This window comes from Streptomyces sp. NTD107, from assembly GCF_059510435.1.
Genome location: NZ_JCAJZV010000014.1, coordinates 140,365 through 151,712, shown reverse-complemented (window position 1 = coordinate 151,712; position 11,348 = coordinate 140,365). Strand labels below are relative to the sequence as shown.

Annotated in this window: 15 protein-coding genes; 6 read left to right on the top strand and 9 right to left on the bottom strand. The window is 71.0% G+C overall.

Annotated features, from left to right (window positions below; translation table 11 throughout):
- Positions 1-262: 262 nt before the first annotated feature.
- Genes AC5WRL_RS23970 through AC5WRL_RS23955 form a run of 4 tightly spaced genes read right to left on the bottom strand, consistent with a single transcriptional unit; the run spans position 263 to position 1,512 of the window.
- Positions 263-631, bottom strand: coding sequence for a hypothetical protein (locus tag AC5WRL_RS23970; protein WP_496090723.1), 369 nt, complete (start codon positions 629-631; stop codon positions 263-265).
- Positions 628-864, bottom strand: a complete 237-nt coding sequence (locus AC5WRL_RS23965) for a hypothetical protein (RefSeq protein WP_496090722.1) — start codon at positions 862-864, stop codon at positions 628-630. The genes AC5WRL_RS23970 and AC5WRL_RS23965 overlap by 4 nt, the downstream gene beginning before the upstream one ends.
- Entirely contained in the window at positions 857-1,087 is a 231-nt protein-coding gene (locus AC5WRL_RS23960; protein ID WP_496090721.1) for a hypothetical protein, read from the bottom strand. Before AC5WRL_RS23960 ends, AC5WRL_RS23965 begins: the two co-directional genes overlap by 8 nt.
- Complete coding sequence (locus tag AC5WRL_RS23955) at positions 1,084-1,512, bottom strand: ATP-binding protein (protein ID WP_496090720.1); 429 nt, start codon at positions 1,510-1,512, stop codon at positions 1,084-1,086. The genes AC5WRL_RS23960 and AC5WRL_RS23955 overlap by 4 nt, the downstream gene beginning before the upstream one ends.
- Before the next feature lie 209 nt (positions 1,513-1,721).
- Between AC5WRL_RS23955 and AC5WRL_RS23950 the strand changes: the two genes are divergently transcribed.
- The 3 genes from AC5WRL_RS23950 (at position 1,722) to AC5WRL_RS23940 (ending at position 3,222) form a co-directional block, all read left to right on the top strand.
- Positions 1,722-2,594, top strand: a complete 873-nt coding sequence (locus AC5WRL_RS23950; protein WP_496090719.1) for a helix-turn-helix domain-containing protein — start codon at positions 1,722-1,724, stop codon at positions 2,592-2,594.
- A gap of 151 nt (positions 2,595-2,745) precedes the next feature.
- Positions 2,746-2,967, top strand: a complete 222-nt coding sequence (locus tag AC5WRL_RS23945) for a DUF397 domain-containing protein (RefSeq protein ID WP_496090718.1) — start codon at positions 2,746-2,748, stop codon at positions 2,965-2,967.
- A 42-nt stretch (positions 2,968-3,009) separates the two neighbouring features.
- Entirely contained in the window at positions 3,010-3,222 is a 213-nt protein-coding gene (locus tag AC5WRL_RS23940) for a DUF397 domain-containing protein (protein WP_496090717.1), read from the top strand.
- 68 nt (positions 3,223-3,290) lie between these two features.
- Here AC5WRL_RS23940 and AC5WRL_RS23935 read toward each other — a convergent pair whose 3' ends face one another.
- From AC5WRL_RS23935 to AC5WRL_RS23915, 5 genes are all read right to left on the bottom strand, one after another.
- Positions 3,291-4,088, bottom strand: coding sequence for a citryl-CoA lyase (locus tag AC5WRL_RS23935; protein ID WP_496090716.1), 798 nt, complete (start codon positions 4,086-4,088; stop codon positions 3,291-3,293).
- Positions 4,085-5,293 carry a CaiB/BaiF CoA transferase family protein gene (locus AC5WRL_RS23930; protein ID WP_496090715.1) on the bottom strand — a complete coding sequence of 403 codons (1,209 nt, stop codon included), beginning with the start codon at positions 5,291-5,293 and terminating at the stop codon, positions 4,085-4,087. The genes AC5WRL_RS23935 and AC5WRL_RS23930 overlap by 4 nt, the downstream gene beginning before the upstream one ends.
- The gene (locus AC5WRL_RS23925) at positions 5,293-6,051 is read right to left on the bottom strand and encodes an IclR family transcriptional regulator (RefSeq protein WP_496090714.1); all 759 of its coding nucleotides are present in this window, start codon (positions 6,049-6,051) and stop codon (positions 5,293-5,295) included. Before AC5WRL_RS23925 ends, AC5WRL_RS23930 begins: the two co-directional genes overlap by 1 nt.
- A gap of 58 nt (positions 6,052-6,109) precedes the next feature.
- Positions 6,110-6,496 carry a pyridoxamine 5'-phosphate oxidase family protein gene (locus AC5WRL_RS23920; protein WP_496090713.1) on the bottom strand — a complete coding sequence of 129 codons (387 nt, stop codon included), beginning with the start codon at positions 6,494-6,496 and terminating at the stop codon, positions 6,110-6,112.
- Positions 6,497-6,568: 72 nt separating this feature from the next.
- Positions 6,569-7,267 carry a response regulator gene (locus AC5WRL_RS23915; protein WP_496090712.1) on the bottom strand — a complete coding sequence of 233 codons (699 nt, stop codon included), beginning with the start codon at positions 7,265-7,267 and terminating at the stop codon, positions 6,569-6,571.
- A gap of 355 nt (positions 7,268-7,622) precedes the next feature.
- On the opposite strand from AC5WRL_RS23915, the gene pdhA reads away from it, so the two are divergent.
- The 3 genes from pdhA to AC5WRL_RS23900 are packed head-to-tail and all read left to right on the top strand — an operon-like array spanning position 7,623 to position 11,334.
- The gene (gene pdhA / locus AC5WRL_RS23910; protein WP_496090711.1) at positions 7,623-8,882 is read left to right on the top strand and encodes a pyruvate dehydrogenase (acetyl-transferring) E1 component subunit alpha; all 1,260 of its coding nucleotides are present in this window, start codon (positions 7,623-7,625) and stop codon (positions 8,880-8,882) included.
- A gap of 1 nt (position 8,883) precedes the next feature.
- The gene (locus AC5WRL_RS23905; protein WP_496090710.1) at positions 8,884-9,885 is read left to right on the top strand and encodes an alpha-ketoacid dehydrogenase subunit beta; all 1,002 of its coding nucleotides are present in this window, start codon (positions 8,884-8,886) and stop codon (positions 9,883-9,885) included.
- 24 nt (positions 9,886-9,909) lie between these two features.
- On the top strand, positions 9,910-11,334 hold the full coding sequence (locus tag AC5WRL_RS23900) for a dihydrolipoamide acetyltransferase family protein (RefSeq protein WP_496090709.1): 1,425 nt from the start codon (positions 9,910-9,912) through the stop codon (positions 11,332-11,334).
- Positions 11,335-11,348 lie beyond the last annotated feature (14 nt).

Sequence of the window (11,348 nt, the reverse complement as noted above, 5' to 3'; positions counted from 1 at the left end):
GCGGTGTGCCCGAATGTGTCGCCTCCCGGCCACGGGGTATCGCCCGTGGCGTCAGTGGGCGGGTCGGACATGCTGCTGTCGTAGCGGTCATGGACACTCGAAAGAGTTTCGACCGCCATCAACAGTTCCTCGGCGTCTTCCATGCGCAACCTCCTTCCTGAATCATCCGACTTACGATCGGTTGTCACAGAGTGGCCACCTGTGACCACTGTTCTCCGAACTCAGGCACACCCGCAAGGGCGCGGGGGATCGGGGGTGGGAGTCAGTGGGCCGCCCACCAGGCGTTGGTGAGGCTGGCCAGCATCGCGGTCATGCCCAGCAGGGTGATGGAGGCGAAGGCCCAGCCGGTGGTGGTCGGGGCGGCCGTTGTGGGGGTGGGCGGGCGGGCCTCGCCGGTGCCCTGCCGGGTCGGGCCGCACGGGCCCCGCGCCTCGCCGCGTACGAAGTCCGCCAGCAACCGCAGACAGGCGGCGCAGGCCCGGACGGCCCTGGCCCGCCCGTACGCCACGACGGATCCGGCCCACACCAGCGGTACGTCCTCGGCCCGGCACATCGAGCAGCTGCCGGATCGCGTGACCCACGTGGTGAATTCGTCGGCGTGCAGCCAGGCGAGCGGGGTGGGGGCGGTCATGTGATCTCCTCGGGCCCGACCGTCCGGGTCGCCCGCAGGATCCTGCCGGTGCTCAGCGTGAGTCGCCCGCCGCGCAGGAAATGGATCCGGCGCCCGTTGTGGAGCGCGGTCACCGACTCGACTCGCTCCGGCCGGCCGCCGATGTCGATCCAGTCCCAGGGCTCCACCAGGCTGACCGACACGTCGAGCGTCACCGTCACCAGCGCCGGCCCACCGCCGCCCTCGTCACTCATGGCTGCCGCCCACCCGGGCGGCCAGGTCGTAGACCCGCATCAACGCGGTGGCCAGGACGAGCTTCTCCTCGGATGTCCAGTCGTCCGGGGCGACCCACTCCTCACCGCCGTCCGGCAGTCGTACGTACCGCACCCTGGACGCCACCACCGCCGCGTCCAGGCCGTCCCGGGCCTGTGCGACCAGCCGCAACAACTCCCGTGCGTCACCAGTCGGTCGGGTCATCGCTCTCCTCCGTTCAGGTCGCACGCGAACCAGACGATTTTTCCGTCGCGGTGGCGGGTGCGCTCGTACCCGAAGTGCGACGCCATCTCGCGCAACATCCAGAGACCTCTTCCGTTCTCCGCGTCCCAGTCCGGGACTTCGCCGACGACCGGCAATGTGAGGGAACGGTCGAAGACCTGCACCGTCACCTCGCTGCCGATCAGCACCATCCGCAGATAGCAACGGTGTTCGGCGACATGTCTGCTGATGTTGGACAGCAACTCGCTGACTCCCAGCCGCACCAGCTCCACCGTGGCCGCCGACCCACCCCACGCCCGCACCACGTCTGCGGCTTCCCGCCGCCACCATTCGATGCGCTGGGGGTCGGCCGTTAAGGACTGCCCGTACACGTTCTGGCCGTGGGCGACTTGTGCGGAACTCGGCATGGCTCCTCCAGACATTCAGGCGACGCATGTCTGCGGGCACGTCGCGCCACTGACTGTCACAGCTTCGACGCCGTCCGTGTCCATTGGCAGCATGGCATCACGGATGCATTCATGGCAAGAGACGCGAGAATTTTCACCCTTGCTTTCAAGCAGGCGGCGTTCAGGGTGATTTGGGATGTGTAGAGTGCGATCCGAAAGGCGGTGATCGCATGGCGGAAGCGCGTCCCAATCTCATGCGGAGACGACTCGGGTTGGCTCTGCGCACTTTGCGGAAGCGAGCCGGCCTGTCCCTTCAGGAAGGTGCGGCCCGCGCGGGCACCTCGGTCCCCACCCTGAGCCGTGTTGAGCTGGGCAAACAACGCGTGACCAGTGCTGCCCTGGGGAAGTATCTGGCCGTCTACGATGTCCCGAAGGCCAAGGCGGAGGAGATCAAGAAGCTCGCCAGCCTCACGTCGTCCGGGCGGCGTCGCAACCTTCTCAACGCTTACTCAGATGCGATCGACAACCTGTTTGAGGGCTACCTGGAGTTGGAGCAGGTCGCCAGCCACTTGGACATGTACACGGTCCAGGTGGTGCCAGGACTCCTGCAAACCGAGGAGTACGCCCGGGCGTTGATCAGCTCCGGCATCATGCGGAGGAGCGATCGACAGGTCGACACGCTCGTTGAACTGCGGATGGAACGGCGTGAGGTCCTGCGAGGGACTGACCCGCTGGCGTTGTGGGCAGTCGTGGAGGAGGCGGCGCTGCGGCGGCCGGTCGGGGGCCGCGATGTGCTCCGCCGTCAACTCATCGCCATGCGCGATGCCATAGACGAACTGCCGAACGTCCACTTGCAGGTGCTGCCAACCGATGCCGGAGCGCACTGTGGGGTGGACGGAGCGTATGCCCTCTTCCGCTTCGATGCGGGCGGTCCCGTCGTAGCCGTTACGTCCATGACCAGCGTCCTGTACCTGGAAGAGGACGGCGACGTAGGCCACTACGCCACCGGCTTCGACTACCTCCAGGCCAACGCGCTTGACCCGGCCAAGTCGCGCGATCTGATCGATGAGATCATCAGCGAGTTGAGTGGTGGTGGCGCGTAGTCGCTCATGCGGCCGAAGACGTGCCCCTCGCTGAGGACGAGTGCGTACACCAGAGCTATTACGGGCATCTACCGCACGGACCTTAGGGGTCAAGCCTCACTCTGGCTGGCCACCACCACATACCGTACGGTCTGAGACGAAGGAAACGCACATGATCAGGAAGGTTGACTTCTCCGCCGCCATTTGGGTCAAGAGTGATCTGAGTGACGGGACGACCAACTGCCTGGAAGTCGCCTTTGTCGATGGTGTCGTGGCCCTCCGGGACTCCAAGGACGTGGGCGACCCGGACGCTCAGATCCTGGTGATCTCCGAGGACGACTACCGAGCCTTCGTTGGTGGCGTCAGGCAGGGGCAGGCGAGTCTTCTGCTCTGATCTCCCCAGGAAACAAGACTTCTCGTTGGGGAAGGACAGGACATGGAGACAAGCGATCTGTATGCCTTCGACCTCGGTGGCGCCGCTTGGTTCACGTCGTCGTTCAGTGCCGGCGGGGAGCAGTGTGTCGAGGTCGCCGGTCTGCCGGGCGGCATCGCTGTCCGGGACTCGAAGGACCCGGCCAAGGGCATCCTGCGCTGCCCGGCAGGCCAGTGGGGCTCCTTCTGCCAAACCATGAACGACGGTGCGCTGTAGGCGAATTCCGGCGTGTGTGGGGCCCTTCTCGGTGACGAGGAGGGCCCCGTCGTATGTCCGCTCCGGCGCTACGTGTCGGGCAGGTCGCGGGGCGGCGGGCCGTGGTAGGTGGGGAGGAGGGGGCGCGGGAGGGGGCCCTTGATGCGGGTGCCGGTTTCGGTTTCCTCCCAGGCGTGGGCCAGGATGCCGACGCTGCGGGAGAGGACGAACAGGCCGCGGCCCAGTTCGGGGGGGAAGCCGAGTTCGGCGTAGATGATGGCGGTGGCGCCGTCGATGTTCATCGGGACGGGGCGGGTGCGGCCCTCGGCCAGGGCGTCCTCCAGGGCGAGGCCGGCGGCCAGCGCGTGGCCGGGCACCTCGCCGTTCTTGACCGCCTCCGTCACCAGGGCGAGCAGTGGGTCGCGGCGCGGGTCGCGGGGGTGGAAGCGGTGGCCGAAGCCCGGCAGGTACGCGCGGTTCGCGCGGTGTTCGGCGACGATCGTGCGGGCGTCCTCGCCCGCCGTGATCCGGGCCAGCACCTCCATGCACTGCTGTCCTGCCCCGCCGTGCACGTCGCCGAGCAGTCCGGTGCCGGTGGCGACCGCGCTGTTGAGGCCGACGCCGCAGGTGGCGGCCATCCGGGCGGCGGCGATCGAGGGGGCCTGCGGGCCGTGGTCGACGGCGGCGACCAGGGCGGCCTCCAGCAGCCGGCCCTGGGCGGCGGTGGGGCGTTCGCCGCGCAGCATCAGCCAGATCTGTTCGGCGAAGGTGAGCCGGCCGATGAGCTGCTCGACGGGGTAGCCGCGCAGCAGGATCTCGCCGGGGCGGATGCGGCTGACCGCCGTCGACCAGTAGTCGGTGACCGCTGTTTCGGTGGAGTCGGTCATATCGCGCCCCGTTCCCGCAGTGCGGTGATCTGTGCCGCGTCGTAGCCGAGTTCGGCCAGTACGGCGTGCGTGTGTTCGCCCAGCAGCGGTGGGCGGGCGGGTGGTGCCGGGGGTTGGCCGTCCACCCGCAGCGGGCCGCCGAGCACCCGCAGTGGCCGGTCGCGCCCGCCGGGGAACGGCAGCTCGTGGATGAAGTCCCGGGCGGCCAGCTGTTCCAGGTCCAGCGCGTCGGGGACGGACAGTACGCGGGCGGCCGGCACCCCGGCGGCGGACAGGATCTCCTCCCACTCGGCGGCCGGCCGGGCGGCCAGCGCGGCCTCCAGTTCGGCGCGCAGCTCCTCGCGGTGCGTCTTGCGGTCGGCGGGGTGGGCGAACCGCGGGTCCTCGATCAGGTCCTCGCGGCCGGTCAGCCGGCACAGGGTGGCGTACTGCTGCTGCCGGTTGGCGGCGATGTTGAGGTGGCCCTCGGCGGTGCGGAAGGTTCCGGAGGGGGCGGCGGTGACGTTCTCGTTGCCCATGGGGTGCGGTTCGCGGCCGGTGGTCAGGTAGTTGGAGGTCACCCAGCCCAGGGCGGTGAGCGCTGCCTCCAGCATCGAGACGTCGACGAACGCGCCGTCCCCCGTACGCCCGCGCCGTACCAGCGCGGCGGTGACGGCGTACGCGGCGGCCATGCCGCCCAGGGTGTCGGCGACCGGGAATCCGGCCCGCAGCGGCGCGGTGTCCGCCGTGCCGGTGACGCTCATCATGCCGCTGAGGCCCTGGATGATCTGGTCGTAGGCGGGCCGCTCGCGCAGCGGCCCGGTCTGGCCGAAGCCGGAGATGGCGCAGTAGACCAGCCCGGGGTTCTCGGCGCGCAGGGCGTCCCAGCCCAGGCCGAGCCGGTCCAGGACACCGGGGCGGAAGTTCTCCAGCAGTACGTCGGCGCCGCGCACGGCGCGCAGCAGCACCGCGCGGCCCTCGGGGTCCTTGAGGTTGAGGGTGAGGGAGCGCTTGCCGGCGTTCTGGGCGAGGAAGGAGGCGCCCAGCAGGTCCTCGGACAGGGCGCGGTCGGCGCCGAGTTGCCGGGCGAGGTCGCCGCTGCCCGGCAGCTCGACCTTGATGACGTCGGCGCCCTGGAGCGCCAGCTGGTAGCCGGCGAACGGTCCGGCCAGCACATTGGTGAGGTCCAGGACGCGGATGCCGTCCAGCAGGGGTGCGCTCTTCATCACTCGGCGCCTCCGATCGAGCCGAGGGCGGTCAGTGCCCGGGCGGTGTCCAGCAGGGCGGGTACGAAGCCGGTGACGGCCTCGTCGGTGAACCGGACGGTCGGGCCGCCGAGCGCGACGGCGGCGGTCAGCCGCCCGGCGGAGTCGAAGACGGGGGCGGCGGCGCCGGAGACTCCGGGTTCGCGTTCGCCGTGGCTGACCGACCAGCCCCGTACGGCGGCTCGCTGCGCGCGTTCCCACAGGGTGGTGGCCCAGTCGCGGTGCGGGCCGTGGACGGCGACGGCGGTGAGGTCGGCGCGGTCGGCGCGGGAGAGCAGGACGTGGGAGGCGGCGCCCGCCCACAGCGGCATCTCGGCTCCGACGCGCACGACATGGCGCAGGGTCTGGGTGCCCTCGTGGCGGGCGACGCACACCCGGCCGGCGCGCTGCCTGACGTACAGGCCGACGCTCTCGCCGCCGCTTGCCTCGCTGAGCCGGCGCAGCCGCAGCAGGGCCTCTTCGGGCAGTTGCCAGGTGGTGCGGGCGAGTTCGGCCCAGCGCAGCAGCCCGGGGCCCGGGACGGTGCGGCCGTCGCCTCGGGTCCACAGCAGCCCGCACTGCTGAAGGGTGTGGACGAGGCGGACCACGGTGGACTTGGGCAGTCCGGTGGCGGTGACCAGTTCGCGGATGGAGCGGCTGGGATGTTCGGCGTCGTAGAGGGCGAGGAGATCCACGGCGCGTTGCACGCTGCGGACGCCGCCCTGGTCGGTTTCCGGCATGGCGGCATCACACCACCGAACCGTGTACCGGCACAAGGGGTCCACCTGGTGGTACGGCTCAGCGGCGTACGGTGGCCAGCGTCGGGGTCAGCCGCAGATAGTGCGGGGTGGCCGGGTGCGGCGGCGGGAAGGCGGCTCGTTCGGCGGGCGAGGGCACCAGCGCGCGGGCGGTGCCGATCAGCTGGACCCCCCACGGGTGCAGGCCCTCGCCGGCGTCCCGGCTGTTGGTCTCGTACGCGACCACCGTGCCGTCGATCAGCCGTCCGCCGTCCAGCGCGCCGGCGGCGATCCGCAGCAGCACGCTCGCGCCGTCCGCGCCGAGCCGGTGGCAGGCGGGCACGATGTACGGCATGGCGTGCCGGGTCACGGCGGCCCGGCCGTACGGGGCGCGCGGCAGCAGCCGCAGGGCCTCGGCCAGTGGTTCATCGGGTGGGACGGCGTACATGTCTCCCACCCTGCCCGGCGGCGCGCCGGGCCCACACGGGGGGAAGGTCCCGGGGGCAGGGGGCGAACGGCCCTATTCCGCGCCGCGATCGCCACCGCCGCCGCGCCGGACCTCGCGTTCGGCCTGCCGGCGGGCGACGAACGCGGCGGCCTGCGACCGGCGTTCCATGCCGAGTTTGGACAGCAGGCTGGAGACATAGTTCTTGATGGTCTTCTCGGCCAGATGCAGCCGCTCACCGATCGCCCGGTTGGTGAGCCCCTCACCGATCAGCTCCAGGATCCGCCGCTCCTGGTCGGTCAGCCGGGCGGTGCGGTCATCGGGCTCCTCCTCCGCGCCCCCGCCGCGCAGCCGTTCCAGCACCCGCTGGGTGGCGACCGGGTCGAGCAGGGACTTGCCGGCGGCCACATCCCGTACCGCCGACAGCAGCTCCGTCCCCCGGATGGCCTTCAGGACATAGCCGGAGGCCCCCGCCATGATCGCGTCGAACAGCGCCTCGTCGTCCGCGTAGGAGGTGAGCATCAGGCAGGCGATGGACTCGTCGCGGGAGCGGACCTCGCGGCAGACCTCCACCCCGCTGCCGTCCGGGAGCCGTACGTCGAGCACCGCCACATCGGGGTGGGTGGCCGGGATCCGCACCAGGGCGTCGGCGGCCGTGCCGGCCTCGCCGACCACCTCGATGTCGGACTCCATCGACAGCAGCTCATGCACCCCACGCCGTACCACTTCGTGGTCATCAAGCAGGAATACGGTGATTTTTCCGTCTTCGGGCACGCCGTCAGTCTCACACAGCTCATCGAATGCCGCCCGCATCACTCTTCCGCTGCCCCGGGTGGCGGGGATAACGTGCGGATGTCCCAGGCAGTTGCGAGGCTGTGACCACGGTGTTTTCGGCGGATCTCCCCAGCCGCCCGCGATTTACTTGGATTTCCAGGTAAATCCGCAGGTCAGGGGTAGTTTCGCGGCTTGTGAGCACTATGGGTACCGTGCTTCTAGCGGGCCGCCGGACGGGACGTACCAGTACCGCTCGGATCCGTCCGCGCGCACCCAACCCCGTGCGCCGTACGGGGCCGGGCGAGCCGCACTGGCTGCCCGGACGACCCCGGGAGCCGGACCGACGGAGGAGCAAGTGACCGTGGAGAGCACCGCCGAACGCGGCACGCCGCGCCGTGCCACCGCTGCCAAGAAAACCGCCGCCAAGAAGACCGGCGCGGTGAAGAAGGCCGCGGCCGGGAAGCCGGCGCCGGCCAAGAAGAGCGCCGCGAAGAAGCCGGCCGCGAAGAAGACCACGGCGAAACGCGCGGCGGACCGTGCCCGGCCCGAGCCGGAGATGGTGCAGCTGCTCACCCCCGAGGGCGAACGCGTCGAGCACCCCGACTACGCGGTGGACATCGACGCCGAGGGGCTGCGCGGCCTCTACCGCGACATGGTGCTCACCCGCCGCTTCGACGCCGAGGCCACCTCCCTCCAGCGCCAGGGCGAGCTGGGCCTGTGGCCCTCGCTCCTGGGCCAGGAGGCCGCCCAGATCGGCTCGGGCCGCGCGCTGCACCCCGACGACTACGTCTTCCCCACCTACCGCGAGCACGGTGTCGCCTGGTGCCGGGGGGTGGACCCCACCCTGCTGCTGGGCATGTTCCGGGGCGTCAACCACGGCGGCTGGGACCCCAACAGCAACAACTTCCACCTCTACACGATCGTCATCGGCTCCCAGGCGCTGCACGCCACCGGCTACGCCATGGGGGTGGCCAAGGACGGCGCCGACTCCGCCGTGATCGCCTACTTCGGTGACGGCGCGTCCAGCCAGGGCGATGTGGCGGAAGCCTTCACCTTCTCGGCGGTGTACAACGCGCCGATCGTCTTCTTCTGCCAGAACAACCAGTGGGCGATCTCCGAGCCCACCGAACGCCAGACCCGGGTGCCGCTCTACCAGCGGGCGGCCGGCTACGGCTTCCCTGGCGTGCGGGTGGACGGCAACGACGTCCTGGCGGTGCTCGCCGTGACCCGCGCCGCCGTGGAGCGGGCCCGCGCCGGGGAGGGCCCGATGCTGGTCGAGGCGTTCACCTACCGGATGGGCGCCCACACCACCTCGGACGATCCCACCCGCTACCGCCCCGACGACGAGCTGGCCCAGTGGGAGGCCAAGGACCCGATCCTGCGGCTGCGCCGCCACCTGGACCGGACCGGCGGCGCGGACGACGCGTTCTACGCGGCGGTCGAGGAGGAGAGCGACACGCTGGGGCGCCGGGTGCGGGAGACCATCCGCACCATGCCGGACCCGGACAGCATGGCGATCTTCGAGCATGTGTACGCGGACGGCCACGCCCTGGTCGACGAGGAACGCGCCCAGTACGCCGCGTACCTCGCCTCGTTCGAGCAGGAGGAGAACTGACATGGCCGCCGCAGAAACAGCCGCCACGGCGGCGAAGCTGCCCATCGCCAAGGCGATCAACTCCGCCCTGCGCAAGGCGATGGAGACCGACCCCAAGGTCCTCGTCATGGGCGAGGACGTCGGCAAGCTCGGCGGGGTCTTCCGGGTCACCGACGGCCTCCAGAAGGACTTCGGCGAGGAGCGGGTCATCGACACCCCGCTCGCCGAGTCCGGCATCATCGGCACCGCGATCGGCCTCGCGCTGCGCGGCTACCGGCCGGTGGCGGAGATCCAGTTCGACGGCTTCGTCTTCCCCGCCTACGACCAGATCGTCACCCAGCTGGCCAAGATGCACGCCCGCGCGCTGGGCAAGGTCAAGCTGCCGGTCGTCATCCGCATCCCGTACGCGGGCGGCATCGGCGCGGTCGAGCACCACAGCGAGTCGCCCGAGGCGCTGTTCGCGCACGTCGCCGGGCTCAAGATCGTCTCCCCGTCGAACGCCGACGACGCCTACTGGATGCTGCGCCAGGCCATCGAGTGCGACGACCCGGTGATCTTCTTCGAGCCGAAGTCGCGCTACTGGGACAAGGGCGAGGTCAACCCGGCCGGCATCCCCGGGCCGCTGCACGCGGCCCGGGTGGTACGGCCCGGGTCCGATCTCACGCTGGTGGGGTACGGGCCGACCGTGCGCACCGCGCTCCAGGCGGCGGCGGTCGCGCAGGAGGAGGGGCGGTCGATCGAGGTCATCGATCTGCGGTCGATCTCGCCGATCGACTTCGACACGGTGCAGCGCTCCGTGGAGAAGACCGGGCGGCTGGTGACGGTGCACGAGGCCCCGGTGTTCTTCGGAGCCGGGGCGGAGGTGGCCGCCCGGATATCAGAACGGTGCTTCTACCATCTGGAGGCCCCGGTGCTGCGGGTGGGCGGTTTCCACTCCCCGTATCCGCCGGCCCGGCTTGAGGAGGAGTATCTTCCCGGGCTCGACAGGGTGCTGGACAGTGTCGACCGCTCGCTGGCGTACTGAGAGAGGCTGAGGAGAGTCGTGACGATGGCCGCTGTGACCCAGCGCTACCGCGAATTCAAGATGCCCGACGTGGGAGAGGGCCTCACCGAGGCCGAGATCCTCAAGTGGCACGTTCAGCCGGGCGACACCGTGACCGACGGCCAGGTGGTGGTGGAGGTCGAGACCGCCAAGGCCGCCGTGGAACTGCCCATCCCGTTCGACGGGGTGGTGCACGAGGTGCTGTGGGCGGAGGGTGACACGGTGGATGTCGGGTCGCCGATCATCACCGTGGACACCGCGCCCGGCGAGCCGGCGGCCGAGGCTGCTCAGCAGCCGAAGCCGGCCCCCGAGGCCGAGGCCGCCCCCGAGGCCGCCCCCGAGCCCGAGCCCGTACCCGAGCCCGCGCAGCCGCCGGCCCGGACGCCGGTGCTCGTCGGGTACGGGGTCTCCACCGCCGCCACCAAGCGCCGCCCGCGCAAGGCGCCGGCGGTGGCCGCGGTACCCGCACCCGCCGCCGCACCCGCCGTCGTACCCGCGCCCGTACCGGAGCAGCCCGCCGCCGCTCCGGCCGGCGGCCGGCCACTGGCCAAGCCGCCGGTGCGCAAGCTCGCCAAGGACCTGGGCATCGATCTGCGGGTGGTCCGGCCGACCGGCCCCGAGGGAACGATCACCCGCGAGGACGTCCAGGCCGCCGCCGTACCCGCGCCCGTACCCCAGGAGCGGGAGCAGCCGGCGCCGGCCCCGGCCGCCGAGCCCGCCGCCGCCGTCCCCGGCGAGCGCCGGGTCCCGGTCCGCGGCGTACGCAAGGCGACCGCCCAGGCCATGGTGGACAGCGCGTTCACCGCGCCGCACGTCACCGAGTTCATCACCGTCGACGTCACCCGCACCATGAAACTGGTGGCCCGGCTCAAGGAGGACCCGGACCTGGCCGGGCTGCGGATCAACCCGCTGCTGATCATCGCCAGGGCCCTGCTGCTCGCCCTGCGCCGCAACCCCGACGCGCACGCCGCCTGGGACGAGGCGAACCAGGAGATCGTCTACAAGGACACCGTCAACCTGGGCATCGCCGCCGCCACCCCGCGCGGGCTGCTCGTCCCCAACATCAAGGACGCGGGCCGCTTGACCCTCGCCGAGCTGGCCACCGCACTGAGCGAGCTGGTCGGCACGGCGCGCGAGGGCCGCACCACCCCGGCGGCCATGCAGGGCGGCACCGTCACCATCACCAATGTCGGGGTCTTCGGGATCGACAGCGGCACCCCGATCCTCAACCCCGGCGAATCGGCGATCCTGGCGGTCGGGGCGATCAAGGCCCAGCCGTGGGTGCACAAGGGCAAGATCAAGCCCCGGCAGGTCACCACCCTGGCGCTGTCCTTCGACCACCGGCTGATCGACGGCGAACTCGGCTCGCGGCTGCTCGCCGACGTGGCCGCCGTACTCGAACACCCCAGGCGCCTGCTCACCTGGGGCTGAGCACACGAAAGGCG

What these genes read in the sequence shown, in the direction of transcription:
- AC5WRL_RS23970 (WP_496090723.1), bottom strand. Translation starts at nt 631, where the DNA reads ATGACCGCCCCCACCCCGCTCGCCTGGCTGCACGCCGACGAATTCACC.
- AC5WRL_RS23965 (WP_496090722.1), bottom strand. Translation starts at nt 864, where the DNA reads ATGAGTGACGAGGGCGGCGGTGGGCCGGCGCTGGTGACGGTGACGCTC.
- AC5WRL_RS23960 (WP_496090721.1), bottom strand. Translation starts at nt 1,087, where the DNA reads ATGACCCGACCGACTGGTGACGCACGGGAGTTGTTGCGGCTGGTCGCA.
- AC5WRL_RS23955 (WP_496090720.1), bottom strand. Translation starts at nt 1,512, where the DNA reads ATGCCGAGTTCCGCACAAGTCGCCCACGGCCAGAACGTGTACGGGCAG.
- AC5WRL_RS23950 (WP_496090719.1), top strand. Translation starts at nt 1,722, where the DNA reads ATGGCGGAAGCGCGTCCCAATCTCATGCGGAGACGACTCGGGTTGGCT.
- AC5WRL_RS23945 (WP_496090718.1), top strand. Translation starts at nt 2,746, where the DNA reads ATGATCAGGAAGGTTGACTTCTCCGCCGCCATTTGGGTCAAGAGTGAT.
- AC5WRL_RS23940 (WP_496090717.1), top strand. Translation starts at nt 3,010, where the DNA reads ATGGAGACAAGCGATCTGTATGCCTTCGACCTCGGTGGCGCCGCTTGG.
- AC5WRL_RS23935 (WP_496090716.1), bottom strand. Translation starts at nt 4,088, where the DNA reads ATGACCGACTCCACCGAAACAGCGGTCACCGACTACTGGTCGACGGCG.
- AC5WRL_RS23930 (WP_496090715.1), bottom strand. Translation starts at nt 5,293, where the DNA reads ATGAAGAGCGCACCCCTGCTGGACGGCATCCGCGTCCTGGACCTCACC.
- AC5WRL_RS23925 (WP_496090714.1), bottom strand. Translation starts at nt 6,051, where the DNA reads ATGCCGGAAACCGACCAGGGCGGCGTCCGCAGCGTGCAACGCGCCGTG.
- AC5WRL_RS23920 (WP_496090713.1), bottom strand. Translation starts at nt 6,496, where the DNA reads ATGTACGCCGTCCCACCCGATGAACCACTGGCCGAGGCCCTGCGGCTG.
- AC5WRL_RS23905 (WP_496090710.1), top strand. Translation starts at nt 8,884, where the DNA reads ATGGCCGCCGCAGAAACAGCCGCCACGGCGGCGAAGCTGCCCATCGCC.
- AC5WRL_RS23900 (WP_496090709.1), top strand. Translation starts at nt 9,910, where the DNA reads ATGGCCGCTGTGACCCAGCGCTACCGCGAATTCAAGATGCCCGACGTG.